This window comes from Streptomyces sp. ME02-8801-2C (assembly GCF_033793965.1).
In the GTDB taxonomy this organism is placed as follows: Bacteria; Actinomycetota; Actinomycetes; order Streptomycetales; family Streptomycetaceae; genus Streptomyces.
In genome coordinates this window covers 803,795-829,490 of the sequence record NZ_JARAXP010000001.1, presented here as the reverse complement: position 1 = coordinate 829,490, position 25,696 = coordinate 803,795, and the positions used below count along the sequence as shown (strand labels likewise).

Here is a 25,696-nt window from a genome sequence, read left to right as displayed (position 1 = left end):
CTCCCGGCCCGGTCACATCTGTTGCCCAACACCCCTTCCCCCACTGGAGGTTGACTTCATGGCGGTTCTGCCCGCCCGCGTCCTCTTCGGCGCCGCGTATTACCACGAGTACCAGCCCACCCACGGCCGCGAGTTCCGTCCCGGCGAACAGCTCAAGGCCGACCTCGACCTGATGGCCGACGCCCGGTTCACCGTGATCCGGGTCGGCGAGTCGGTCTGGTCGACCTGGGAGCCGGAAAACGGTCACTTCGACCTCGACTGGCTGCAGCCGGTGCTCGACGGCGCCCATGAGCGCGGTATCTCCGTGGTCCTCGGCACCCCGACGTACGCCGTGCCGCCGTGGCTGGCCCGTCAGTACCCGGAGATCACCGGCGAGCGGGCCACCGGACAGCGGATCGGCTGGGGTGCCCGGCAGGAGGTCGACTTCACGCACCCCGCGTTCCGGTTCCACGCCGAGCGCGTGATCCGGAAGATCGTCGCCCGGTACGCCGACCATCCGGCGGTCATCGGTTTCCAGGTCGACAACGAACCCGGCAACGAACTCCTGCACAACCGGGGCGTGTTCGAGCGCTTCGTCGACCATCTCCGGGCGAAGTACGGGGACATCGAGTCCCTGAACCGCGAATGGGGCCTCGTCTACTGGTCGCACCGCCTGTCCACCTGGGCCGACCTGTGGACCCCCGACGGCAACTTCCAGCCCCAGTACGACGTCGCCTGGCGGGAGTTCCAGGCCCTGCAGGTCACCGAGTTCATCGGCTGGCAGGCCGACATCGTGCGCGAGTACGCGAACCCGGACCAGTTCGTCACCACCTGCATCTCGTACACCCGCCCGGCGGTGCAGGACGACGAGCTGACCGACCGCCTCGACATCGCGTCGGGCAACCCGTACTACGACATGCAGGACGGCCTCGCGCTCCCCGACCGTACGCCGGACGCGCACGCGCAGCGCTGGAAGACGACGGGCGTCTGGGCCCTGTACCAGACCGCCGACTGGATGTTCTCGTCCAAGCAGGCCCCGTTCCTGGTCACCGAGACCAACGCCGGCTCCATCGGCTTCGCGTGGGACAACCGCCCCGCCTACGACGGCCAGTGGCGCCAGGCGGCCTGGGCGCTGGTCGGGCGCGGCGCCAGGATGATCGAGTACTGGCACTGGCACACCCTGCACTTCGGCGCCGAGACGTACTGGGGCGGCGTCATTCCGCACAGCGGCCGACCGGGCCGTACGTACGCCGAACTGGCGGCACTCGGTGCCGAGTTGGACGCGGCGGGTGCGCTGGTCGCCGGTCTCGAGCCGGACGCCGACATCACGATGGTCTACTCGACGCCCAGCAAGTGGCTGATGCAGAAGTACCCGCCGCTCGCGACGGGCGACGGCGAGCCGGACGACACCGCCTACCACCGGATTTTCGACCCGTTCTACCGGGGCGCCTTCGACGCCGGCCGTCAGGTCCGGATCGTCCACGCCCGCCAGCTCCACGACCCGAGCGGTGAACGGGAGGGCCTCACCCCCGAGGAGGCGGTGACACGCCACCCGGTGCTGGTCGTCCCCGCGCTGTACATGGTCGACGACACGACCCTCGACTGGTTCGCCGCGTACGCCGAGGCGGGCGGCCATCTGGTCCTCGGCCCGCGCACGGCGTACGCGGACCTCGAGGCGCGGGCCCGCCACGAGCTCTCCCCCGGCCGCCTGGTGGACGCGGCGGGCGTCAGCTACGACGAGTTCAGCAACCTGGCCGCCGAGATCCCGGTGCGTGCCGTGCCCGGCGGCCCGCTCCGGCTCCCGGACGACGCGACCGCGTCGCACTGGGTCGACGGCCTCACCGTCACCGACGCCGAGCCGCTGGTCACCTACGACCACCCGCACTTCGGCCGCTGGCCGGCGGTCACCACCCGCCGCCACGGCGCGGGCCAGGTGACGTACGTCGGTACGGTGCCGGGCCGCGACCTCGCCAGGGAACTGGCCGGCTGGCTGACCCCGGCCGCCCGCAGTGCCTGGGGCGAGCTGCCGGCCTCGGTCACGGCGACCACCGGCACGGCCGAGGACGGACGGCGCGTGCACATCGTCCACAACTGGAGCTGGGAGCCCGTGCGCGTGACGGCGCCGGCCGACCTGACGGACGTACTGAACGGCGGCCCGGTCCCGGCGGGCACCGAACTGGAGCTCGGCGCCTGGGACGTCCGGGTGCTGAGCACGGAGGCCTGAGGCGCTCGCCGATGGTGTAGCGGGCTACACCAGGCGTTCGGGAGAAGGGTCCCTCGTGGCGGCGGGCGCGCGGGGGGATGGTGTGGGGACGGAGATCGACACCCACTCGTCCCTCCGTCAGCCCGAGAAGTGACCCAGCCCCGAGAAGTGCCCCAGGAAGTGAAGGGATTCGTTTCCATGCCCTCGAACCGCCGCCGCGGACCTCGTCGTATCGCAGCCATCTCCGCCGCCGTCGCCACCGTCGCCCTGACCGCCGGGCTCCTCACCGGCTGCGAGGACCTCGACAGCTCCCTGGGCTGCCTCAGCAACGCCGACTCGATCGCGGACAGCGTCAAGGCGATCCACGAGGCCGGCTGGGACGCGGTGAAGGACCCGTCGAAGACCGACGCGTCCATCGACACCATCGACAAGAACCTGGAGAAGATCAACAAGGAGACGGACGACGACAAGGTCGACAAGGCGGTCGACGACCTGGGCAAGGCGATCGACGACTACAACAAGTCGATCCTCGACGGCGACAGGAAGCCCGACTCCAGCGGGATCGACGCCGCCGCCGACCGGCTGAAGGACGTCTGCACGTCGTAGGCAACAGAGGGAACGCGAGTGGGGCCCTGCCGTAGTACGGCAGGGCCCCACTCGCGTCCGGCTACCCGGTCCTCAGCCCTCGTCGGCCGTCAGCCGCAGCGAGATGCTGTTGATGCAGTACCGCTGGTCGGTCGGGGTCGGATAACCCTCCCCCTCGAACACATGCCCGAGGTGCGACCCGCACCGCGCACACCGCACCTCGGTCCGCACCATGCCGTGGGACCGGTCCGAGAGCAGCTCCACCGCGTCGGTGTCCTTCGGGTCGAAGAAGGACGGCCAGCCGCAGTGCGACTCGAACTTCGTGTCCGAGGTGAACAGTTCGGCCCCACAGGCCCGGCAGGAGTAGACGCCCTTCGTCTTGGTGTCCGTGTACTCACCCACGAAGGCGGGCTCCGTGCCGGCCTGACGCAGGACCGTGTACTCGGCCGGCGTCAGCTCCGCACGCCACTGCTCGTCCGGCTTTTCGACGTCGTACGACATGAAGCTCAGCCCCTTACTGCGAAGTCACCGCGAACGTCACCGCGGAAATCACTGCGGAACCGTGGACGTCACCGACCCAGGCGGTCCAGGATCCGCGGGCCCAGGTCCGTGACATCACCCGCGCCCATGGTGAGAACGAGATCGCCGGGCTTCGCCATTCCCGCGACGGTCTCGGGCACCTCCGCCTTGTCGGACACGGCCGTCACATCGGCGCCCGCCGCCCGCGCCGCATCGATGATCAGCGTGCTCGTGATGCCCGGGATCGGGTCCTCGCGGGCCGGGTAGATGTCCAGGACCACCGACGCGTCCGCCAGCGCCAGCGCCTGTCCCATCTCCTTGCCGAGCTCCTGGGTACGGGAGAAGAGGTGCGGCTGGAAGACCACCAGGATGCGCGCCTCGCCGACCGCCGCCCGCATCGCCTCCAGGTCCGCCGTCATCTCGGTCGGGTGGTGGGCGTACGAGTCGACGACCTGGACGCCGGCCGCCTCGCCCTTCAGCTGGAGCCGCCGCTTCACCCCCGTGTACGCCGCCAGGGCGGGGGCCAGCTCGGCCGCGGGCACGCCCAGCGCGACGCCCGCCGCGAGCGCGGCCACCGCGTTGTGCGCGTAGTGCCGGCCGGGCACCGACACCGTGAAGGTGAGCCGAGCCCCGTCCAGCTCGACGGTCACCTCGCTCTTCAGCCCCTGGGCGACGACGGACAGCACCCGCACGTCCGCGTCCGCCGACTCCCCGTACGTCACCACCCGCACGGAGTCCGGCAGACGCCGCGTGAGCTCGCGGGCGCCCTCGTGGTCGGCGGAGATCACCAGCGTCCCGCCGGGCACGATCCGGCCCGCGAACGTCTCGAAGGACTCGTAGATCTCGTCCATGGACGCGTAGTTGGCGTGGTGGTCGAGTTCGACGTTGAGGACGATCGCGACCTCGGGCGCGTACTTGTGGAAGCTGCGGTCCGATTCATCCGCCTCGGCCACGAAGATCTCGCCGTCGCCGTGCAGGGCGTTCGAGCCGGGCGCGTCCAGGTCGCCGCCGATCGCGTACGAGGGGTTCAGGCCCAGCTCGCTCAGCGACACCGCCAGCATCGACGTCGTGGTCGTCTTGCCGTGGGTGCCCGCGACCGCGATCGGCCGCAGACCGTCCATCAGCCGGGCGAGCGCGTCCGAACGGTGGACGACCGGGATCCCCAGCTCCGCCGCCCGCGCCAGCTCCGGGTTGTCCGCACGGATCGCGGAGGAGACCACGACACAGGTGGCGTCGTCGGCCAGATGCCCGGCCGCGTGCCCGATGTGCACGGTCGCCCCCAGCGCCCGCAGCGCCACGGCGGTCTCGGACTCCTTGGCGTCACTGCCCGCCACCTCGGCCCCGCGCTGCGCGAGGATCTTCGCGATCCCCGACATCCCGGCGCCCCCGATCCCGATGAAGTGCGGTCGGTCCATGGCGATAGGAAGGCCGGGTGCCATGTGCGTTTCTCCCCAGATGCGGTACGAAGCTGAGCCCCCAGCCTATTGGCCAAACCGACGGCACCTGAAAACGGACGCTGCGGCGACGTACCTAGGGGCGCGGGGAACGGCGCGACAAGCCACAGCGAACCCGCACCCGAACACCTACGCCTTACTGTGCGAAAACAACTTCAAAACCGGCACCCCCACCTTGTGCCGAGCCCGAGAAGCCCAGTCCCGGTGGAAGAACTCCTCCACATAGTGGGGATCGGTCAGCACGATGACCTCATCCGCCTCGATCTCCTCCACCAACCCCCGCAACGCGTCCAGCGGATGATCCTCGACGATCTGCCCGTCCGCCTCGTGCCCCGCCACCCGCAACGCCGCCAGCGACACCTCCAGCGCCCGCTCCCCCATCGCCGCCGCGTCCTCACCCTCGGGCGTCTCCGCCTCGTGCGCCGCCACGTCGAGCTCGCCCAGGGCGATGTCGTCGATGGCCCGCAGCAGCCGGTCGGCCTGGTCGCCGCGGGGCTGGAGCAGTACGTGGAAGGCGACCCCCTCCTCCCCGTGCAACGTGGTGACGAACTCCACGTCGGCGGATGTCAGGGCCTTCTCGATCATCAGTACGCTCGTGAACACGACAGGCGCCCTTCTCATCCGTGGGCCGCCATTGGCCCCTGCTGAAACCATCCTGCCCCGTGATCGCACGGGTACCGCGAGATTTAGTGTGCCCAGCGAAAGCCAAACGGAACGAGAGATTCCGCGTCGTGTCGGGACGAGCGGACCGCCACACGTCAGGAGCGGTGATACCGGCTGAACAGAAAGCCGGCCTCCTCCAGCAAGGACACCAGTTCGAGGTGCCGGGGGACCCCGACCGAGGGCCCGCCCGAGATCCGCTGGGCGTCTCCCACGGTGAGCATCGGGGAGATCGTCAGGCACAGTTCGTCGAGCACACCGGCCGCCACCAGTTGCCCCAGCAGCCGAGGCCCGCCCTCGGCCAGCAGCCGGGTGTGCCCGAGGTCGGTCAGGGCCTGGACGGCACGTGCCGGGTCCACGCCCATGCCGTCGCCGGCGACGACCACCTGGGCGCCCGCCTTCTCGGCCGTCGCGACCCGGTCGGGGGCGGCCGCCGCACCCGTGAGGATCAGGGTGGGTACGAGGGGCGAGGTGAACAACGGGAGCGAGTAGTCCAGTTCCAGACTCGCACTGACGATCGCGATCGCCGGTACCTCGGCCTGTCCGGCCGCCTCCCGGGCCGCGGCGAACTCCGCACGCGCGCGTGCCGGCCGGTAACCCTCCTGCCGTACCGTTTCCGCACCGACGAGGACCACGTCCGCCAACTGCCTCAGTGTGCCGAAGATACGCATGTCGGCGGCGGAGGAGATGGGCTGGGAGCGGCCGTCGTGCTGGGCGGCGCCGTCGAGGGTGGACACCATGTTGGCGCGCAGCCAGGCTTCCTGGCGCTCGTTCGTCCGTTCGGGGTAGGCATAGGCGGCGGCGATCTCGTCCAGGCTCCACTCGCGGTCGACCGCCGTGCCGCCTCCCGGCGGACCACCGGCATCGGTGCCGTCCACGGCCCCTCCCGAGGCCTCGGCCACTGTCTCTTCGGTCACAGGGAACAGGCGTCGCATACCACGCAGTCTGGCACGGCTCCCAGGGCCTGTCCGGGGGGCCGAACACCGGATCACGGAGGGCGGCGCACCCATTCACCCTGTTTGTCACGGTTGCCGACTCCACCGCCCCCGCCGTCCGCCGCCGCTCGGCCGGAAGAGGCCCCCATGCCTCCCCGCGACCCTCCGTCCACCGACCGCCGCGACCGCCCTCACCCCGCCCTCGTCGGCCGCCCACCGGCGCTCCCGGCCCGACCGGGCCCACCGGACAGGCTCTAGCATGGTGAACCGTGCCTACCACCCCCGCCGCCTCCGGTTTCGACCCGATGGCCCCGACAGCCCCGCTGTCCCTGTGCGTCCGTGAACCGCACGTTCCGGCGGACCGGCTGGTCGCCGAGATGGTCCCGCCGCCGCGGTTCGACTCGGTGCGCTTCGGTACGTACATCCCGGACCCGAACCAGCCCAGCCAGACCGAGGCCGTGCGCGTCCTCGACGGCTTCGCGGGCGGCCTCGGCGGGGCGCACGCCGTGGGGGGCGGCAAGCGGGGGTTCTTCGGTTTCGGAAAGGCCAGGGCGGCCAAGGTGCCGGCCGGCCCCAGGGGCGTCTACCTCGACGGCGGTTACGGCGTCGGCAAGACCCACCTCCTCGCCTCCCTCTGGCACGCGACCCCGGCGGAGCCCGCGCTCAAGGCCTTCGGCACCTTCGTGGAGCTGACGAACCTGGTCGGCGCCCTCGGCTTCCAGAAGACCGTGCAGACGCTGTCCGGGCACCGGCTGCTGTGCATCGACGAGTTCGAGCTGGACGACCCGGGCGACACCGTCCTCGTCTCCACCCTGCTCGGCAAGCTCGTCGACGCGGGCGTCGCGCTCGCCGCCACCTCGAACACCCTGCCGGGCAAGCTCGGTGAAGGCCGGTTCGCGTCGGCCGACTTCCTGCGCGAGATCCAGGGCCTGTCCGCCCACTTCCGCTCCCTGCGCATCGATGGCGAGGACTACCGCCACCGGGGGCTGCCCCAGGCCCCGGCGCCGTACTCCGAGGAGCAGGTGACCAAGGCGGCGTACGCCACCGAGGGCGCGTCGCTCGACGACTTCCCGCACCTGCTCGACCATCTCGCCCGGGTGCACCCCAGCCGGTACGGCGCCCTCACCGAGGGTCTGAAGGCCGTGTGCCTCACCGAGGTGCGGCCGGTTCCCGACCAGTCGACGGCCTTGCGGCTGGTCGTGCTCGCCGACCGGCTGTACGACCGCGAGGTACCGGTGCTCGCCTCCGGTCTGCCCTTCGACCAGTTGTTCAGCGAGGAGATGCTGAACGGCGGCTACCGCAAGAAGTACTTTCGCGCGATCTCCCGGCTGACCGCGCTGGCCCGCGACGGCAAGGGCCTCGTGGGACACGCCTGAGGCGGTCGCTCGTCAACCATATGAACTGCCGTGCGTCAAGGGCCGGTTCGCGTCATCCCACCCACGCTTTTCAGGCTCTCTTCAGCATGAAACGCTAAGTTAACCCAGCAAACAACTTCGCAGGGTTAACGTGTTTCTTGACCCGCGGTTGACCATTCGTTGACGCATACGAGAGCCGCGAGAATCCTGGAGGGGGGCACATGTTCCGAGGTACAACGGCCCGGACGGTGGTCGCACTCCTCGCCGCCGCCCTGTTGACCCTTCAGTTCTTCGCCCCCACGGCGTCCTTCGCATCCGCGCACACAGCGCGTCATGTCGAGGCCAAGACCGAGCCCAGAAACAAACCCAGGGCGGAAGCCCTGCGCGACGAGTACGTTACCTGCGGTAATGACCGTCGCCCCGACCACCCGAGCTGGCCGCTGCGCATCCGCGACCGGCATCGGATCGTCGACTCGGGCCCCGAGGTGCCCGATCGCCCGCTCCTCACCGTGGACCCCACCGCTCCGCAGGAACCGGAAGCGCGCGTCACACCCGGCCGTCAGGCGCCCAGATCACTGACCGCGCATACCCCGGCCGCACTCCAGGTGTTCCGCTGCTGAGAGCAGAGACGTCCCCCCACGCTCTGTCATGTACGTCCGACGCGCCATCGAGGCGCGCCAGGAGGAGTCACCACATGCAGCCCCTCATCGAGAACGCCCGTACCTTCGGTCAGCGCCCTGAGGAGTTCGCCAAGCTCGCCGAAGGCCAGTCCCCCCAGGTCCTGTTCATCACCTGCTCCGATTCGAGGGTCGTACCAACCCTGATCACAGGTGCCAGGCCGGGCGAGCTCTTCGAACTGCGCACCGCGGGCAACATCGTCCCCCCGTACGCCTCAGCCCTCCCCACCGGCGAGGCGGCCACCATCGAGTACGCCGTGGAGGTCCTCGGCGTCAGCGACATCGTCGTCTGCGGCCACTCGCACTGCGGTGCCGTCGGCGCCCTGGTGCGCGGCGACGACCTCACCGCCGTACCCGCCGTACGCGACTGGCTCGCGCACGCCGCCGAGGGCCCCGAGGCCCCGGACCCGGCCGACACCGACGACCCGACGGTCGCCTCGGCCGTCCAGAACCACGTCCTCACCCAGCTGCTCCGGCTGCGCTCCTACCCGTGCGTGGAACAACGCCTGGCGAAGGACCAACTGCGGCTGCGCGGCTGGTACTACGAGGTGCACACCGGGTCCGTACGCGAACACCGCGCCGCCACCGACGCGTTCGAAGCGCTGTGAGGGCCGCCGTGAACCTGCTTGCCAAGGCCCCTCATCTGCGGCAGGACTTCGCCGCCTCGCTCGTGGTGTTTTTGGTCGCCCTCCCGCTCTGCGTGGGGGTGGCCGTCGCCTCCGGTGTACCGGCCGAACTCGGCCTGGTCACCGGCATCGTGGGCGGGATCGTCGCCGGACTCCTGCCGGGCAGCAGCCTCCAGGTGTCCGGCCCCGCCGCCGGCCTGACCGTGCTGGTCTTCGAGGCCGTACGGGAGCACGGGCTGCCCGCCCTCGGAGTGATCGTGCTCGCCGCCGGGCTGCTCCAGCTCACCATGGGCGCCCTGAAGCTGGGGCGCTGGTTCCGGGCCATATCGGTCTCCGTCGTCGAAGGCATGCTGGCCGGAATCGGGCTCGTGATCATCGCCGGGCAGCTGTACGCGGCAGCCGGGCTGAAGGCGCCGGCCGCCGGGCTCGACAAGATCACCGGGCTGCCCGAGGCCGCCGCGAAGGCGGTGGGCAGCACCAGTGCGCTGGCCTCGCTGGCGGTCGGCGCGGGCACGATAGCCGTGATCGTGCTCTGGCGGCGGCTGCCCGCGAAGGTGCGGGCGGTGCCGGGCGCACTCGCCGCGGTGGTCCTGGCGACCGCCGTCACCCTCGTCTTCGATCTGCCCGTGGGTACCGTCGAGGTGAAGGGCCTGCTGGACGCCGTCCAGGTGCCCGGGCTCGGCGCCTTCGGGGAGCTGACGAGCCTGAGCGTGCTCGGCACGGTCGTGGCGTTCACGCTGATCGCGTCCGCCGAGAGCCTGTTCAGCGCGGCAGCGGTGGACCGGCTGCACGACGGTCCGCGCACCCAGTACGACAAGGAGCTGATGGCGCAGGGCGCCGGCAACACCGTGTGCGGACTGCTGGGCGCGCTGCCCATGACCGCGGTGATCGTGCGCAGCTCGGCGAACGTCCAGGCGGGCGCCCGGACGAAGGCGTCCCGGGTGATGCACGGCGTATGGCTGCTGCTGTTCGCGGCGCTGCTGCCCGGCGCGCTGGCGCTCATCCCGCTGCCCGCGCTGGCCGGGATACTCGTGCATGCCGGCTGGAAGCTCATACCGCTGCGCGGAATTGCGTCGCTGTGGCGCGAGCACCGGGGTGAGGCACTGATCCTGGTGGTCACGGCCGTGGCCATCGTGTCCGTGAACATGTTCGAGGGTGTGCTGATCGGCCTCGCTCTGTCGGTCGGCAAGACCGCCTGGGAGGCCTCGCACCTCAAGATGGAGGTCATCGACAAGGGCGCCGGCCCCGTCCAGGCGTATCTGTCGGGCAACGCGACCTTCCTGCGGCTGCCGAAGATCCTCGACAGTCTGGAGGCGCTGCCTCAGGACCGGCCGATCGAGCTGGACCTGTCGGGCCTGCACCACCTGGACCACGCCTGCCGCACGGCCCTGGAGAGCTGGGCCGAGCGGCACAGCGCGGTCGGCACGGAACCCGTCAAGATGCTGACGACCACGCCGTAGCCTCCGCCCCCGCGGTTGCCCGGTCCGGCGCTCGACCTGAGCCCCGGGCCGGGCATATCGTTTGTTAAGGGTGCCGATCGGCACGTACGGGACGGCTGTGAGAGGTCGTCGTCATGCTTGAGGAGTTGCTGGCCGCGGGCGTCGCCGCCGTGGGCGCCGGGATTGTCTATGTCGGGGCGGCGGCGCGGGTCGTCAAGCAGTACGAACGCGGGGTCGTCTTCCGGCTGGGCCGCCTCACCGGTGGCGTGAGGGCACCCGGGTTCACGCTGGTGGTCCCGCTCGTGGACCGGCTGCACAAGGTCAACATGCAGATCGTCACGCTGCCGATCCCGGCCCAGGAGGGCATCACCCGGGACAACGTGACCGTGCGCGTGGACGCGGTCGTCTACTTCAAGGTCGTCGACGCGGCGAACGCGATCATCCAGGTGGAGGACTACCGGTTCGCGGTCTCGCAGATGGCGCAGACCTCGCTGCGCTCGATCATCGGCAAGAGCGACCTGGACGATCTGCTGTCCAACAGGGAGAAGCTCAACCAGGGCCTCGAGCTGATGATCGACAGCCCGGCCATGGGCTGGGGCGTGCAGATCGACCGGGTCGAGATCAAGGACGTGTCCCTGCCGGACACGATGAAGCGTTCGATGGCCCGCCAGGCCGAGGCCGACCGGGAGCGCCGGGCGCGGATCATCAACGCGGACGCCGAGCTGCAGGCCTCGAAGAAGCTCGCGGAGGCCGCCGAGGTGATGTCCGAACAGCCCGCCGCACTCCAGCTCCGGCTGCTCCAGACGGTGGTGGCGGTCGCGGCCGAGAAGAACTCGACGCTCGTCCTGCCCTTCCCGGTGGAACTCCTCCGCTTCCTGGAACGGGCGCAGGCCCAGCAGCCGCCTCCGGGCGGGTCACCCGGGTGAGGCACGTTACGCGCGTGGTTCCCGAGGCCTGCATGGCGTGATACACACGGCAACGTCACAGTCCTGTCCGCCAGCAGGAAGGTTACCCCCATGTCCGCATTCGGTACGCCCGAACTCGACGGCCCCTCAGCAGACGCCCGCCCCACGGCAGTTGACGAGCCCGGCGCATCCCGGCGCCGGCTCCTCGCCCGCACCGGCGCCCTGGGTGCCGGTATCGCCTTCACCGGAGCCCTCTCCGAACTCTTCGCCGGTACCGCCGCCGCCCAGGAGCTCGGACATTCCGGCTACGGCCCCCTGGTCCCCGACCCGAAGGGCCTGCTCGATCTGCCGAAAGGTTTCCGCTATCGGGTGCTGTCCCGCGAGGGCGACCCCCTGCGCTCCGGCGAGGGACCGGTCCCCTCCAACCACGACGGCATGGCCGCCTTCGCGGGCCGGCACGGCCGCGTCCATCTGGTCCGCAACCACGAGAACCGCGTCACCGGCAGAATCCCGGTCCCGACCATCAAGGGCCTCACCTACGACCCGATGGGCAAGGGCGGCTGTACGTCCCTCACCCTCGACCGGGACGGTGACGTCCTCGCGGAACGGGTGGCCATCGCCGGTACGGCCGTCAACTGCGCGGGCGGGCCCACGCCTTGGGGCACCTGGCTGACCTGCGAGGAGACCGAGGACAAGGTCGGCACCAACGGCTACACCAAGGACCACGGCTTCATCTTCGAGGTCGACGGGGCCGACCCGCACCGCACCGGCGCCGTCCCGCTCACCGCGATGGGCCGCTTCCAGCACGAGGCGATCGCCGTCGACCCGAAGAGCGGCATCGTCTACGAGACGGAGGACGCGTTCCTGCGCCCCTTCGGCCTCTTCTACCGCTTCCTGCCCAAGAGGCCGCTGGGCGGGGTCGGTTCACTGCGCGCGGGCGGCCGTCTCCAGGCGATGCGCGTGCCCGGCGTACCCGACCTCTCCTCGATCCAGGAACCGGGCGCCTGCTTCGATCACGTCGAGTGGGTGGACGTACCGGACCCGCTGGCCGCCCAGACCCCCGTCCGTCTCCAGGACTTCGGGCCGAAGGGCATCACGCACGCGCAGAAGCTGGAGGGCTGCTACTGGGGCGGGCGGTGCGTGTACTTCGTGTCGTCGTTCGCCCACGCGAACGAGGGCTCGGCGGCCACCCACTTCGGCCAGATCTGGCGCTACGACCCCGGGGCTCGCCGCCTCACCCTCGTCATCGTCTTCGGCCCGGACACCGACATCCAGCTGCCCGGCGAGTCACCGGACAACATCTGTCTCGCCCCGAGCGGCGGCCTGATGGTGTGCGAGGACGGGGACGGCGCCCAGCACGTGTACGGCGTGACCCGCAGGGGCGAGGTGTACGCGATGGCCCGTAACGCACAGAACATTGGCACCGAAAGCGCCCCGGAATGGGGCGAGTTCGCGGGCGTCACCTTCTCGCCCGACGGCCGGACGATGTACGTCAACTGCTACACGCCGGGGACGACCTTCGCGGTGCGGGGCCCCTGAAAGCGGTAACGGACGCCCCCTGACCGGGCCATGGCTGGCAGGCCATAACCTGTCCGCCATGAACGTACCGGGGGACGTGATCGACGGCCGCTTCGAGCTGCTGGAGCGGCTCGGCAGCGGCGGGATGGGCACGGTGTGGCGGGCCCGCGACGCCGTGCTGCACCGCGAGGTCGCGTTGAAGGCGGTACGGCGTGACGCGGCGGCGGACGACGTCGTACGGGAGCGGGTACTGCGCGAGGCGCGGGCGCTCGCCCGGCTCAACCACTCCCATGTGGTGACGGTCCACCAGATCATCGAGGAGGACCCGCACCCCTGGATCGTCATGGAGCTCGTGCCCGGCATTCCACTCGACAAGCGCCTGCAGTCGGGCCCGTTGACGCCGGTGGAGGCGGCGCGGATCGGCGGCCAGGTACTGGAGGCGCTGCGCGCCGCGCATGCCGGGGGCGTCCAGCACCGGGACGTGAAACCGGCGAACATCCTGCTGCGGCAGGACGGCAGCGCGGTCCTCACCGACTTCGGGATCGCCGCGCTCCAGGGGGCCACAGCCCTGACGATGACCGGCGAACTCATCGGCTCCCCCGAGTACATCGCCCCGGAACGCATCCGTGGCCCCTCCGACGATCCGGCCGCCGACCTGTGGTCCCTCGGGGTCGTGCTGTACGTGTGCGTGGAGGGCGTAAGTCCCCTGCGCCGCGAGACCTCGCTCACGACACTGGCCGCCGTCCTCGAGTCCGACATCCCGCCGCCGTCCCGTTCCGGCCCGCTGACGCCCGTACTGGACGCGCTGCTCGACCGGGACCCGGCCGCGCGCCCGGACGCGGCCCGGCTGGCGGCGATGCTGGAGCGGGTGGTGGCGGGCGGAACGGCGGAGCACGTGCGCCCGACGCTGACCGCGCCCACGCCCATGCCCGAGGGCCGGGGCCCGGAGTTCGGCGGGCCGCCCCCGCGGTCGCCGAAACGCCGCAAGCGGATCGTCCTGTCCGCCGTACTCGCGGCCCTCGTCGCCGTCGCCGCTGTCCTGCTCACCCCGCGCCTCCTCGACGGGAAGGCGACGAGCGGCGACTCGGACCCGACGGCCCGTACGAGAACCTCACCGCCTCCCTCGGCCGTTCCGCCCGGCCGCTGGATCGCCCAGCTCCACTCCGAGCCGGTCGGCTCCGGGACCGCCGCCCGCGACACACGCCTCGCCAAGATCCGCGAGTCCGTCCCGGAGGCCAAGTTCGTGCTCAGCGACAGGTACGCCTCCCTGCGCCCGGGTTACTGGGTGATCTACGCCCCCGGCCCGTTCACCGACGGCCGTGCCGCGCTCGCCTTCTGCGCCGAACGCGGCCTCGTGACGCCGAGCACCTGCATGGGCCGCTACCTGAGCGACAGCCCCGCCGACTTCACCGACCAGTGCCTCCCGCCCGCCGCCAGTCCCACCGGCCGCTGCACGCGCCCATAGATCCCGACGGCTGGCGTGTCCCGCTCCCGGGTCGCAGGATCGAGGGACCGGACCGGAAGAGGGGTGCCCAATGGCCAGGAAAGGCTCGAAGCAAGGCGCCGCACAGCACAAGGAGAGCGGCCCGAGCACGCTGGGTGAGCTGCTGCGCCTCCCCCGGGGACAGCACGTGGACCTCGGCGCCCACGACGCCGGGGCCAGCCCGGGCGGGCCCGCCGACAAGGCCGCCGGGCTCGCGGACACCGCCCTGATGGGCGAACGGCTCGCCGACCTGCAGGAACGCCTGTGGGCCGCGGGCTCGGCCGGGGACCGGCGGCGACTGCTGCTCGTCCTCCAGGGCATGGACACCAGCGGCAAGGGCGGCACGGTCAAGCACGTCATCGGCCTGTTCAACCCGTCGGGCTGCCGGATCAAGGCGTTCAAGGCGCCCACCCACGAGGAATTGGGCCACTCCTTCCTCTGGCGGATCAAGAAGGAACTCCCGCACCCCGGCGAGATCGGCATCTTCGACCGCTCGCAGTACGAGGACGTCCTGATCGCCCGGGTCCGCGAACTCGTCTCCCGTGCCCAGCTCACCCGCCGCTACAGCCAGATCAACGGCTTCGAGAAGTCCCTCGCCGAAGACGGGGTGACCGTCGTGAAGTGCTTCCTGCACATCTCCTACGAGCAGCAGCGGCGCCGCCTCCTCGAACGTCTCGACAACCCCGACAAGCACTGGAAGTTCAACGTCGGCGACATCGAGGAACGCGCCCTGTGGCCCGCGTACCAGGAGGCGTACGAGATCGCCCTGGAGAGGTGTTCGACGGACGCGCCCTGGTACCTGGTCCCGGCGGACCGCAAGTGGTACCGCAACTGGGCGATCAGCCGGCTGCTGCTGGAGCACCTGGAGGGCCTGGACCCGCAGTACCCGAAGGCGGACTTCGACGTGGCAGAGGCCAGGGCACGGCTCCTCGCCACCTAGAAGACTCGTGGTCGCCGTCGTGGTCGCCGCCCATTCGACCGGCCTACGCTGGTGGCATGAGTGACGAGCACGAGGAGCGCCAGGAACAGAGGGCGCACGCGCAGTCCGAGACGTACGCCGAGTGCGTGCTGTGCCGGGAGCCGACCGAGTACCCGGCGTCCCGGAAGGGGATCACCCTGTGCCCCGTGTGCGAGTGGCAGGAGGCGCAGCGCAACGCCTGCTCAGGGTGAGCGGCGTGAGGTGAGCGCGCAGGCCACGGCGATCGCCGCCACCGTGAGCAGCGCTGCCAGCGCCAGCGGCAGCAGGGGCACCGGGACGCTGCCCGCGCGCGAACCGGTCACCAGGGACGTGATCGCCGACTTCGCCGGGGACCCCGTCGCCACCATCGCCAGCAGCGCGCCGAGCATCATCGCGGGGACGGCCCGGCCGGTCGAGCGCAGCAGCGGCCAGGTGGTGAGCGCGCCGACGGCCGTGCCGAGCAGGGCGCACGCCAGGGCCACGAGCAGTCCGGCGGCCCCGGCCGGGAGCGGTTCCACCCGAATCCGGTGGTCGGCGCTCGTCGGGTCGCTGATCAGGGTCACCAGGACGGTCGCGACCGTGCCGAGCGCCGCCGCGGCGGCCAGTGACACCAGGAGACAGGCGAGGTGCGCCCGGCCGGGACCGGCGGCCGCGGCCACGGCGGCGCGGGCGGCGGGCGGCTCGTTGCCCGCGCAGATCCGCACCAGCCAGGCGGCCACCGGCAACAGGGCCGCCGCCGCGTACCCGAGCGAGTCGAGCACCGGCTGCCCGCCCTGCACCCCGACGCCCAGGAACACCGCGTACAGGACGAACGGCGGCAGCCAGCGCTGCGAACGGACGAGCAGCGCGGCCTGGTAGCGCAGGAGGGCGGTCATCGGTGGCTTTCCTCGGGGGCCTGCGGTACGGGTACGGCGGTGTCGGCGGGCGTTCGGGTCAGGCCGGGCGCTGTCGTGGCCGCCGCCTCGACGCTCACCACGTGCCAGGGCGGGCGGGCCATGAGAAGGGCGCGGAGCACGACGTCCGAGTGGGTACGGGGGACGGTGAGCCGGTGGCCGCCGGGCGGCTCCGACCGCGCGCTCGACGTCGTCCACCTCAGCGCCTCGGCCGGGGGCTCCGCGCCCGGCGGCCCCTGGGCCTCGACGACCAGGTGCGGGCCGGTCGGCTTCGGTGAACCGGCTTGTGCCGTACGGCGGTCGAGGCTGCCCTCCGTCACGGTGTAGGTCTCGTCGGGCGCCCCCGCCAGGCGGCCCGGGTCGTGGTCGACGAACACCACCGAGGCGCCGGAAGCGGTCCGTTCGGCGACGACCCGCTCCAACTCGGCCCGGGCGGCGGTGTCGAGGCCCGTCCACGCCTCGTCGAGGACGAGCAGCTCGGGGTCGGCGAGCAGGGCCTGCGCGACCGCGACCTTCTGGCTGCTCCCCTTCGACAGCTGCGCCATGGGCGTCCGGGCGTACGCGGCGGCGCCGAGCCGCTCCAGCCACTCGTCGGCGGCGCGGGCGGCGGCCGTACGGGACAGTCCGTGCACGGCGCCCAGATGCGTGAGGTAGCCGTGTGCGGTGAAGGGGAGCGTCGCCGGGAAGCGTTCGGGGACGTACGCGGTGCGCGGGCAGCCGGTGAGGGTGCCCTCCGTGGGGGCGTCGATGCCGGCGAGGACGCGCAGGAGCGTGGACTTTCCGGTGCCGTTCGCGCCCTCGACCCGGGTGAGGGTGCCGGGCGCCAGCGTCATGTTCACGCCGCGCAGGACCCAGGGGCCGCGTATGCCGTACCGGCGGCCCACACCGTCCAGTCGAAGCTCGTGCCGCATGCGCCCCACCCTCTGCCCGGAAGAACCGATCTTCCGCCTGGCAGACTGAAGGACGTGACCAGTGACCAGGCCGTTCCCGGCGACAGCCCATTTCGCTCCGAGAGTTCCTCGCGGGACGAGGCCCCCCAGTTCGTCCTCCCCCTCGTCGCCCGGATCGAGAAGGCCGCGCCGCCCGCCCGTACGGACGCCCTGGAGACCGCCGCCCGGGCCGTTCTCGTGCTCCTCGGGGACGAGCGGTCGGCCGGTGAGGGCGAGTGGGCGCAAGCCGTGCGGGACTGGCAGGACGCCCGGATCCGCAAGGTCGTACGGCGGGCGCGGGGCGCCGAGTGGCGGCGGGCCGAAGCGCTCCCCGGCATCACGGTGACCGGCAAGTCGGCCGAGGTGCGGGTCTTCCCGCCGGTGCCGCTGGACGGCTGGCCCAAGGACCTGGCCCGGCTCCAGGTCTCCGGCACGGATCTGGCGGACCCGGAGCCGCCGCTCGACGCCGACCCGACGGTGCCCGTCCTGTGGCTCAACCCCGAGCTGGACATGTCGGCGGGCAAGGCGATGGCCCAGACGGGACACGGCGCACAACTGGCGTGGTGGGAGCTGTCGGACCAGGCCCGGGCTGCCTGGCGCGACGCGGGCTTCCCGCTCGCCGTCCGTACCGCGGAGCCGGCCCGGTGGGGTGAACTCACCTCCGGTGACCTCCCGTTGGTCCGAGATGCCGGTTTCACGGAGATCGCGCCCGGTTCGGCGACGGTGGTCGCGGACCATCGTCCCCTGGGCCGCACAGGGTTCAAACATCTTCGTTGAACATCATCGGGTTCCCGCGCGTACCTCCTGTCGCTGGCCATGCACCACATGCCCAACGACCAGTTGGTTCACCCGGGAGGCTCCTTTGCCGCGCTTCAACCACTCGGCCCTCGTCATCGCGGCCTTGACCACCACCATCGCCGCGCTCTCGTTCCCTGTGTGGTCGTACAACGACCGCTCCGGCACCGGAGTGGCGAATGTGGCCGCCGCCACGGTGAACACCCAGTGGGGTCCGCTGACCGCCAACGACCGCGACCTGATCGTGCGCGTGCGGCTGGCCGGACTGTGGGAGCTGCCCGCGGCCGAGAAGGCGATGGCACGTTCGAAGAGCCCCGCCGTCAAGGACGCGGCGGACCACCTGCTGACGGGCCATGCCGACCTCGACGAACGGGTGCGGACCGTGGCGTCCCAGCTCGGTGTGGAACTGCCCAACCAGCCGAACGAGCAGCAACAGGGCTTCCTGGCACAGATGGACGCGGCTCAGGACGGCGAGGCGTTCGACCGGACCTGGGCGAACCTCCTGCGGTCCGCGCACGGCAAGATCTTCCCGACCATCGGGGTCGTACGGAACAACACCCGCAACACCCTCGTGCGGCAGCTGGCTTCGGACACCAACCAGACCGTGCTCGACCACATCACGATGCTGGAGAAGACCGGCCAGGTCGACTTCGACGGCATCGCCAACGGCACGATCTGACACGTGTCGGCAACGCGGGCCGAGGCCCTGACCCCGGTCCGCCCGTCCGAACATCCCGATACGCCGCACGTATCTCCCTCACTGGCCAAGTGACAGTCCCCAACGACCAGTTGGTTTTCCCCGGGAGGCTTCTTTGCCCCGCATGAACGGCTCGATCCTCGTCGGCCTGGCGATCGCAGGCACGATCGGCGCGCTGGCGTACCCCGTCGTCTACTCGTACCCCCATCGCGACGACGCCGCGAAAGCGGCCGTGGTCACCGGTGAGACGTGGAACACGCAGTGGGGGCCGCTGACCGCACTCGACCGCAGCCTGATCGTGCGCGTGCGCCTTGCCGGACTCTGGGAGCTGCCCGCAGGCCAGCAGGCGATGCAGCGCTCCACGAATCCGGCCGTCAAAGAGGCGGCGAACCACCTGATCGTGGGCCACAACGACCTCGACAAGCGGGCGCGGACCATCTCCGCGCAGCTCAACGTCCCGCTGCCCAGCCAGCCGAACGCACAGCAACAGGGCTTCCTGGACCAGATGACGGCAGCCTCGGCCGCGGACTACGACAAGGTCTGGGCGAACCTCCTGCGGACCGCGCACGGCAAGATCTTCCCGGACATCGCGACGGTACGGAACAACACCCGCAACTCGCTGGTGCGCCAGTTGTGCTCGGACACCAACCAGACCGTGCTCGACCACATCACGATCCTGGAGAAGACCGGCCTGATCGACTTCGAGACCATCGCCGAGGGCGCCGCCGGACCGAGCGCCAGCCCGACCGGTCCGCCGCCGCCCGTCCCCGGAGTGGTGCCGCCCAACGCACCCGCGGTGGAGCCGACCGGCAATGTCGTGGGGACGTCGAAGCCGTCACCGGGGGCACCGGGCGTGGTCAACACCAACCGACCGGAGGCGAAGGACCCCAATACCGTCGTCCAGGGCCAGCAGTAGCCGGCCGGGAAGCGGCGGAAGGGCGGGCGGACGGAGCGAAAGCTCAAATGTTGCTCTGAACGTCTCCCTGAAGGGGTTCGGCCCCGGGGACACGGGCCATCACTCCGTGGACCGAGAAGGTCTCAGAAGGCGAGACACGATGAAGCAACAGCAGCAGCGACGGCAGCGCCCGAGGCGGCTCGGGCGACTGGGTACGGGCATCGGGTGGCGTCCGGAGATCGCGGACGCCGTGGAGGCCATGCCGGGCATCGACTGGGTCGAGGCCGTGGCCGAGAACCTCTGCCCGGGGCATCTCCCCGAGTCGCTGCTGCGGCTGCGCGAGCGCGGGGTGACCGTGGTCCCGCACGGTGTCTCGCTGGGCCTCGGCGGTGCCGACCGGCCCGCCGAGGACCGGCTCACCGCGCTCGCCGAGCGGGCCGAGGCACTGGCCTCACCGCTGGTCACCGAGCACATCGCGTTCGTCCGGGCGGGCGGTCCGCTGACCGCCTCCCCGCTGCTGGAGGCCGGGCACCTGCTGCCCGTGCCCCGCACCCGGGACGCCCTCGACGTGCTGTGCGAGAACGTCCGCATCGCCCAGGCGTCGCTGCCGGTGCCGCTCGCCGTCGAGAACATCGCCGCGCTCATCGCCTGGCCGGGCGACGAGCTGACCGAGGGCCAGTTCCTGTACGAACTGGCCGACCGGACCGGCGTACGCCTGCTCATCGACGTCGCCAACCTGCACACCAACCACGTCAACCGGGGCGAGGATCCGGCGAAGGCGCTGGCCGAGCTGCCCGTCGAGGCCATCGCGTACGTCCATGTCGCGGGCGGATTCGAGCGGGACGGCGTCTGGCACGACAGCCACGCCCACCCCGTCCCGGACGCCGTTCTCGACATCCTCACCGACCTCGCCTCCCGGGTCACCCCGCCCGGGGTGCTGCTGGAGCGGGACGAAAACTTCCCCGAGCCGGGCGAGCTGGAGCGGGAGTTGGGCGCGATCCGGGGAGCGCTGGAGCGGGCCGCGACCCCGGACCCGGCCGAGGAGAGGCCCACCACCGGCGACGCGTCCGACTCTTACGACGCCTCGCACGACTCCTCCGGCTCCGCGTACGCCCGCCAGCGCCTCGCCCTGGAGCAGACCGCGCTGCTCTCCGCGCTCGTCGCGGGGACCCCGGCGCCGGAGGGGTTCGACCGGGTGCGGCTCGGGGTGCAGTCGCGGGCGCTCGGCGCGAAGCGGGCCGACGTCGTGGCGAAGGTCGCGCCGGAGCTGCCCGAGATCCTCGGGGCGGCCTACCGGCCCGCGTTCCTCGCGTACGCGCACGGGCACCCCATGTCCGACGGCTACCGGCACGACGCGCTGGACTTCGCCGCGCATCTGCTGTTCGGCGGGCAGCCCGGGATCCCCGCGAACGCGGAGGGCCGGCGGCGGCTGCGCGAGTGGTGGCTGGATCGCTCGGGACCGGCTCCGCGCTCCCAGCGCCCCACGGCCCGGCTGGCCCGGGCCACCCGCCGCGTCCTGCTGCGCCGCTGACGCGCCGGGGCACAGAGCGACGAACGTCACTCCCCCCGCGTACCGCCGTCCCGCCCGCCCCATCACCCACGCGAAGTGTGCGTGGAGTAACAGTGCCGCTCAATACAGCACACTTCGGCGTCGGTTTCGTCAGTGTTTCAGGAGATGTGCACAGGGCGCGCGCTCCCCCATCCGGCGCCCGTACCCTCCTCCCGCTGCCGCCTCCTCGCGTACGGCGGTCGGCGTAGGGGTCGCAGTACGATGCCAACTCCGTGCCCGAAGCGCATTAGCGTGCGGTGCCGCGACAGGAGGCAAGGCACCATGCGATCCATCCAACGTTCCGGCCTCGGCGGCACCGGGCTCATCGTCGTGGGTCTCGCGGCGACCCTCGTGGCGCTGATCTTTCCGGTCTGGTCGTACACGGACCGCTCCGGAACCGGTGTGGACGTGCTCAACGCCCAGACCGTGTCGACGCGGTTCGGTCCCCTGTCGGCGCTCGACCGCGAGTTCCTCACCAAGGTCCGGCTGGCGGGTCTGTGGGAACTGCCCGCAGGTCAGCAGGCCCAGGAACGCGGCACCACCGAGGCCGTACGGATCGCGGGCCGTCATCTGATCGAGGGGCACACCTTCCTCGACGAGCGGGTCCGGGACGTCGCCACCCGGCTGAGCTTCGAACTGCCCAACCAGCCGAGCGAGCAGCAGCGCCAGTGGCTCACCACCATGGACGCGGCTCACGGCGAGGACTTCGACCGCGAGTTCGCCAACCTGCTGCGGATGGCACACGGCAAGGTGTTCTCCGTCGTCGCGCAGGTCCGTGCGAGCACCCGCAACTCCCTGGTCCGCACCCTCGCCGACGACGCGAACACGACCGTGCTCGACCACATCCAGGTCCTGGAGGCCACCGGATACGTCGACTTCGACGCCCTCGCCCAGGACATGGCCGCCGCGAGCACCCCGCCCCTCACCAACTCCCCGGCCCCGCCCGGCCCGACGCCCGCCCCCGCGTCGGCGGTCCCGGTGACGCCCTCGCCGGTGACGACCTATCCCCTGCCGCCGCCCGCGACCGTCCCGCCGTCGGAGGTCGGGGAGGTCGTGGAGTTCACGGAGCCCGCGCCGTCCTGATCCGGCCACCGGCGATACGGCACGTACCGGCCATACCTCGTCCATATCCTGAAAGCCCATGGCGTTCCCGGCACCCTTCGCATAGAACAACGGCATGTTCTGGTCCTTCCTCCTGCTGCTGGCCTGGATCGCCGCCGGTACGGCGTGCACCCGGCTGTGTCTGGCCGCCGTACGCGCGGCCGCCGCCGACCCGGACGCGGGCCCGAACGGACGCGGGCGTGATCTGACGCTGTACGAGGCCGCGTTCCTGTCCGGTGGACCGGCGCGGGTCGCCGATCTCACGCTGGTGTCGATGGCCCGTCAGCGGCGGCTGCTGCTCGCCCACACCGGCTGGGCGACCGTCGTGGACCCCAGCGGGCGCGACGAGATGGAGCGGTCGGTCATCGGCGCGATCGGGCCGGAGGGGCAGTCACGCATCGCTCCGGTACGGGCGGCCGCGGCCGGCGCGGACGCCGTCCGGGGGCTCGCGGACCGGCTGGTCGCCGCGGGGCTCGCCGTACCCGACGGCGCACGGCGCGGGATCGCCTTCGCCGTCCGCCAGGTGCGGTCCGCAGCGCTGGCCGTCCTCGCGCTGGGCGCGGTGGCCCTGCTGGTGCCGGGGCGGGACACCGTGCCGCGCGACCTGGTCGCCCTCTGGTTCGCGCTCCCCCTCGTCCTCACCCTGAGCTGCCTCGCCGTCGCCCGTATCGAGGTCCACCCGTACTCACGCTGGGCGTCACCGGCCGGGCAGCGACTCCTCACCGCCCTGACCCGGCGGACCAGGACCACCGGGCCCCACGGCGCCGGCGACGAACGGACGTACCTCACCTCCGTCGCCGTGCTCGGCGTCCGCGCGGTCGACGAGCCCGACCTGCGCGCGGCCTTCGCGCACCGGGAGACGCAGCACACCCCGCGCGAACGGCTGCGCTGAACCGCGCCCCTGTTCCCGGCGCCCCGGGAGTGTGTGGGGGCGCACAGGAGTGCTCACGGCGACACGGGCGACCGGTGCTTGCCTTCGCCGATCCTCGCCCGAAACATCCCTTCTGTTGCCACCGAAGGGATACGCGATGCGAGCTGCCGCCCTCTACTCGGCTGCCGGGTCCTTGCTGCTGACCACTCTGGCCGCCGCCCCGGCGGACAGCGCCCCGGGCCTGCCCGACCGCCCGGGAGGCCCCGGCTCGGCGGAGTTCCGGGGTTCCGTGCTGGCCGCCGCGCGGGCCGGGGCGGCCGGTATCCGGTTCGGGAAGTGCGCGGCGGAGGAGGAACTGCCCGACAGCGTGCGCTGCGGCACCGTCACCGTGCCGCTCGACTACGCGCACCCCGACGGCAAGCAGATCAAGCTCACCGTCAGCCGGACCCCGGCGACCGGCAAGGACCCGCGCGACCCCGAGCACAAGGTGCCCCACCAGGGCGCCCTCGTCTACAACCCGGGCGGCCCCGGCGCCTCCGGCATGTTCTTCCCGATGATCGGCGTCATCCCGGAGTGGAAGCGCATCGCGGGGGCGTACGACCTGGTGGGGTACGCCCCGCGCGGGGTCGCCCGGTCGGCGCCGCTGTCCTGCAAGGACCCGAAGCACTTCTTCAAGGGGCCCACCCAGGCACCGGTGCACCCCTCCCAGTCGTACAAGATGGAGCGGGTCGCCGAGGCGAAGGCGTACGCGCGCGGGTGCGCCGAGCGCTCGGGCGAGGCGCTGCGCCACTACCACTCGCTCAACAACGCCCGTGACCTGGACGTCCTGCGCGCCGCGCTCGGCGAGGACCGGCTGACCTTCATGGGCGCCTCCTACGGCACCTACTTCGGGGCGCTGTACGCGACCCTGTTCCCCTCGCACGTACGGCGGATGGTGTTCGACTCGGCGGTGAACCCGGACCCGAGCGGGATCTGGTACCGCAACAACCTCGACCAGTCGGCCGCGTTCGAGAGCCGCTGGGCCGACTTCCGGACGTGGGTCGCGCGCCACGACGACGTGTACGGACTGGGCGCCACGCCTGGGGCGGTGCAGCGGAGCTACGAGAAGGCGGCGGCGCGGCTCGCCACCGAGCCGGCCGGCGGGAAGGTGGGCCCGGGCCAGTTGCAGGGCGCGTTCCTGCAGGCCGGGTACTACGACGACTACTGGCCGCACCGCGCCCACGCCCTGGCCGCCTACCTCAAGGGTGATCCGCAGCCGCTGATCGACCAGGCGGCGCCGGTGATGGAGGCGGCCGTCGAGTCGGAGAACGGCAACGCGGTCTACACGGCGGTCGAGTGCAACGACGCGCCCTGGCCGACGAGTTGGCAGGTCTGGGACCGGGACAACACGCTGCTGGCGCGCACGGCACCGTTCGAGACGTGGGACAACGCCTGGATGAACCTGCCGTGCGCCTACTGGCCGGCGCCCCGGCAGACGCCCCTCGACGTACGGACCGGGCCGGGCGACCTGCCGCCAGTGCTGATCCTGGCGGCAGAACGGGACGCGGCGACGCCTTACGCCGGCGCGCTCGAACTGCGCCGCCGGCTGCCCGGCTCGGCCCTGGTGACCGAGCGGGGCGCGGGCACCCACGGCATCGCCGGTGGCCCGAACCGGTGCGTCAACGACCACCTGGACGCGTATCTGCTGGACGGCCGCCTGCCCCGCCGGAACGCGGACTGCGCCCCGCACGCGGCACCCCGGCCCGCGGCCCGGGCCGACCGTTCCCCGAAGGAGATGGCCGCCCAGGGCGCGTGACGCGGGCCGCCGTCAGGCGAGACCGGCGACCAGCTCGCCGATGTCCTTTCGGCGCCCCGTACCGCATCCCCCGGGTCAGTGACATCAGCGGCTCCGCCGCGGGCCCCCGGACCCCCGGGCCGACTCGGAGTGCCACCCCGATCAGGCGAGCCCTTCGACCAGTTCGGCGACCGACTTGCGGCGCCCCGTGTAGAACGGGACCTCTTCCCGGACGTGCATACGGGCCTCGGAGGCGCGCAGATGGCGCATGAGGTCGACGATGCGGTACAGCTCGTCGGCCTCGAAGGCCAGCAGCCACTCGTAGTCGCCGAGGGAGAACGAGGCGACCGTGTTGGCGCGCACGTCCGGATAGCCGCGGGCCATCTTGCCGTGGTCGGCGAGCATCCGGCGGCGGTCCTCGTCGGGCAGCAGGTACCAGTCGTACGAGCGCACGAACGGGTAGACGCTGACGTAGTTCCGGGGCGTCTCGTCGGCCAGGAACGCCGGGATGTGCGAGCGGTTGAACTCGGCGGGACGGTGCAGCGCCATGTTCGACCACACCGGCTCCAGGGCGCGGCCCAGCTTCGTGCGGCGGAAGAGGTTGTACGCCTCCTGGAGCTGGTCCGCGGTCTCGGCGTGCCACCAGATCATCAGGTCGGCGTCGGCGCGCAGTCCGGACACGTCGTATGTGCCGCGGACCGTCACGTCCTTCGCGGCGAGCTGGTCGAACAGCTCCTGGACCTCGTCGGCGTAGCCCGTGCGGTCCTCGGGCAGGACGTCCTTCAGCTTGAAGACGGACCACAGGGTGTAGCGGATGACCTCGTTGAGGTCCTTGGCCAGCTTGCCCTTGTTCGGGATGCGGGCCGCGTCGGTGGTGGGGGCGTCGTCGCTCATGC

General features: G+C 71.6%; 25 protein-coding genes. 18 read left to right on the top strand and 7 right to left on the bottom strand.

Going from position 1 to position 25,696, the window contains the following annotated elements; all coding sequences use genetic code 11:
• Window positions 1-58: 58 nt before the first annotated feature.
• Both PV396_RS03520 and PV396_RS03515 read left to right on the top strand, forming a co-directional pair.
• The gene (locus tag PV396_RS03520) at window positions 59-2,203 is read left to right on the top strand and encodes a beta-galactosidase (protein ID WP_319200108.1); all 2,145 of its coding nucleotides are present in this window, start codon (window positions 59-61) and stop codon (window positions 2,201-2,203) included.
• A gap of 177 nt (window positions 2,204-2,380) precedes the next feature.
• Window positions 2,381-2,788 (top strand): hypothetical protein, encoded by a 408-nt coding sequence (locus PV396_RS03515; protein WP_319200106.1) that lies wholly within the window; start codon window positions 2,381-2,383, stop codon window positions 2,786-2,788.
• A 72-nt stretch (window positions 2,789-2,860) separates the two neighbouring features.
• Here the strand turns inward: PV396_RS03515 and msrB are convergent, their stop codons facing one another.
• The 4 genes from msrB to PV396_RS03495 all read right to left on the bottom strand — a co-directional run bounded on the left by msrB (window position 2,861) and on the right by PV396_RS03495 (window position 6,335).
• Window positions 2,861-3,268 (bottom strand): peptide-methionine (R)-S-oxide reductase MsrB, encoded by a 408-nt coding sequence (msrB, locus tag PV396_RS03510; RefSeq protein ID WP_319200105.1) that lies wholly within the window; start codon window positions 3,266-3,268, stop codon window positions 2,861-2,863.
• Window positions 3,269-3,336: 68 nt separating this feature from the next.
• Entirely contained in the window at window positions 3,337-4,725 is a 1,389-nt protein-coding gene (gene murC / locus PV396_RS03505; protein ID WP_319200103.1) for a UDP-N-acetylmuramate--L-alanine ligase, read from the bottom strand.
• 144 nt (window positions 4,726-4,869) lie between these two features.
• Complete coding sequence (locus PV396_RS03500) at window positions 4,870-5,343, bottom strand: indole-3-glycerol phosphate synthase (RefSeq protein WP_319200101.1); 474 nt, start codon at window positions 5,341-5,343, stop codon at window positions 4,870-4,872.
• 155 nt (window positions 5,344-5,498) lie between these two features.
• Entirely contained in the window at window positions 5,499-6,335 is an 837-nt protein-coding gene (locus PV396_RS03495; protein WP_319200099.1) for a pyrimidine reductase family protein, read from the bottom strand.
• A 305-nt stretch (window positions 6,336-6,640) separates the two neighbouring features.
• On the opposite strand from PV396_RS03495, the gene zapE reads away from it, so the two are divergent.
• The 9 genes from zapE to PV396_RS03450 all read left to right on the top strand — a co-directional run bounded on the left by zapE (window position 6,641) and on the right by PV396_RS03450 (window position 15,508).
• The gene (gene zapE / locus PV396_RS03490; RefSeq protein ID WP_416071332.1) at window positions 6,641-7,711 is read left to right on the top strand and encodes a cell division protein ZapE; all 1,071 of its coding nucleotides are present in this window, start codon (window positions 6,641-6,643) and stop codon (window positions 7,709-7,711) included.
• A 200-nt stretch (window positions 7,712-7,911) separates the two neighbouring features.
• Window positions 7,912-8,310: a hypothetical protein gene (locus PV396_RS03485; protein ID WP_319200095.1), complete on the top strand. Its 399-nt coding sequence runs from the start codon at window positions 7,912-7,914 to the stop codon at window positions 8,308-8,310.
• A gap of 74 nt (window positions 8,311-8,384) precedes the next feature.
• The gene (locus PV396_RS03480; RefSeq protein WP_319200093.1) at window positions 8,385-8,975 is read left to right on the top strand and encodes a carbonic anhydrase; all 591 of its coding nucleotides are present in this window, start codon (window positions 8,385-8,387) and stop codon (window positions 8,973-8,975) included.
• A gap of 14 nt (window positions 8,976-8,989) precedes the next feature.
• The gene (locus tag PV396_RS03475; RefSeq protein WP_416071331.1) at window positions 8,990-10,453 is read left to right on the top strand and encodes a SulP family inorganic anion transporter; all 1,464 of its coding nucleotides are present in this window, start codon (window positions 8,990-8,992) and stop codon (window positions 10,451-10,453) included.
• Window positions 10,454-10,566: 113 nt separating this feature from the next.
• Window positions 10,567-11,358: a slipin family protein gene (locus PV396_RS03470; protein WP_319200089.1), complete on the top strand. Its 792-nt coding sequence runs from the start codon at window positions 10,567-10,569 to the stop codon at window positions 11,356-11,358.
• Between the two features lie 90 nt (window positions 11,359-11,448).
• Entirely contained in the window at window positions 11,449-12,876 is a 1,428-nt protein-coding gene (locus PV396_RS03465; RefSeq protein WP_319200087.1) for an alkaline phosphatase PhoX, read from the top strand.
• A 58-nt stretch (window positions 12,877-12,934) separates the two neighbouring features.
• Window positions 12,935-14,320, top strand: coding sequence for a serine/threonine-protein kinase (locus tag PV396_RS03460; protein WP_319200085.1), 1,386 nt, complete (start codon window positions 12,935-12,937; stop codon window positions 14,318-14,320).
• Window positions 14,321-14,390: 70 nt separating this feature from the next.
• The gene (locus PV396_RS03455) at window positions 14,391-15,278 is read left to right on the top strand and encodes a PPK2 family polyphosphate kinase (protein ID WP_319200083.1); all 888 of its coding nucleotides are present in this window, start codon (window positions 14,391-14,393) and stop codon (window positions 15,276-15,278) included.
• Window positions 15,279-15,334: 56 nt separating this feature from the next.
• Window positions 15,335-15,508 (top strand): hypothetical protein, encoded by a 174-nt coding sequence (locus PV396_RS03450; RefSeq protein WP_319200081.1) that lies wholly within the window; start codon window positions 15,335-15,337, stop codon window positions 15,506-15,508.
• On the opposite strand, the gene PV396_RS03445 is transcribed toward PV396_RS03450, so the two are convergent.
• Together PV396_RS03445 and PV396_RS03440 are read right to left on the bottom strand one after the other, a co-directional pair.
• Window positions 15,500-16,171, bottom strand: coding sequence for an ABC transporter (locus PV396_RS03445; protein WP_319200079.1), 672 nt, complete (start codon window positions 16,169-16,171; stop codon window positions 15,500-15,502). The genes PV396_RS03450 and PV396_RS03445 overlap by 9 nt on opposite strands.
• The gene (locus PV396_RS03440) at window positions 16,168-17,100 is read right to left on the bottom strand and encodes an ATP-binding cassette domain-containing protein (RefSeq protein WP_319200077.1); all 933 of its coding nucleotides are present in this window, start codon (window positions 17,098-17,100) and stop codon (window positions 16,168-16,170) included. The genes PV396_RS03445 and PV396_RS03440 overlap by 4 nt, the downstream gene beginning before the upstream one ends.
• A 54-nt stretch (window positions 17,101-17,154) precedes the next feature.
• Here PV396_RS03440 and PV396_RS03435 point away from each other — a divergent pair, with 54 nt between their 5' ends.
• The 7 genes from PV396_RS03435 (at window position 17,155) to PV396_RS03405 (ending at window position 24,821) form a co-directional block, all read left to right on the top strand.
• Entirely contained in the window at window positions 17,155-17,895 is a 741-nt protein-coding gene (locus PV396_RS03435) for a peptidyl-tRNA hydrolase (RefSeq protein WP_319200075.1), read from the top strand.
• 85 nt (window positions 17,896-17,980) lie between these two features.
• Window positions 17,981-18,592 carry a DUF4142 domain-containing protein gene (locus PV396_RS03430; protein WP_319200073.1) on the top strand — a complete coding sequence of 204 codons (612 nt, stop codon included), beginning with the start codon at window positions 17,981-17,983 and terminating at the stop codon, window positions 18,590-18,592.
• Between the two features lie 133 nt (window positions 18,593-18,725).
• Window positions 18,726-19,526 (top strand): DUF4142 domain-containing protein, encoded by an 801-nt coding sequence (locus PV396_RS03425; protein ID WP_319200072.1) that lies wholly within the window; start codon window positions 18,726-18,728, stop codon window positions 19,524-19,526.
• A 139-nt stretch (window positions 19,527-19,665) separates the two neighbouring features.
• On the top strand, window positions 19,666-21,036 hold the full coding sequence (locus PV396_RS03420) for a DUF692 domain-containing protein (RefSeq protein ID WP_319200070.1): 1,371 nt from the start codon (window positions 19,666-19,668) through the stop codon (window positions 21,034-21,036).
• Between the two features lie 300 nt (window positions 21,037-21,336).
• Entirely contained in the window at window positions 21,337-22,137 is an 801-nt protein-coding gene (locus PV396_RS03415) for a DUF4142 domain-containing protein (protein ID WP_319200069.1), read from the top strand.
• A gap of 94 nt (window positions 22,138-22,231) precedes the next feature.
• Window positions 22,232-23,047, top strand: coding sequence for a TIGR04222 domain-containing membrane protein (locus tag PV396_RS03410; protein WP_319200068.1), 816 nt, complete (start codon window positions 22,232-22,234; stop codon window positions 23,045-23,047).
• Window positions 23,048-23,183: 136 nt separating this feature from the next.
• Entirely contained in the window at window positions 23,184-24,821 is a 1,638-nt protein-coding gene (locus tag PV396_RS03405; RefSeq protein WP_319200067.1) for an alpha/beta hydrolase, read from the top strand.
• 141 nt (window positions 24,822-24,962) lie between these two features.
• Here the strand turns inward: PV396_RS03405 and hemQ are convergent, their stop codons facing one another.
• The gene (gene hemQ / locus PV396_RS03400) at window positions 24,963-25,694 is read right to left on the bottom strand and encodes a hydrogen peroxide-dependent heme synthase (protein WP_319200066.1); all 732 of its coding nucleotides are present in this window, start codon (window positions 25,692-25,694) and stop codon (window positions 24,963-24,965) included.
• Between the last annotated feature and the right edge of the window lie 2 nt (window positions 25,695-25,696).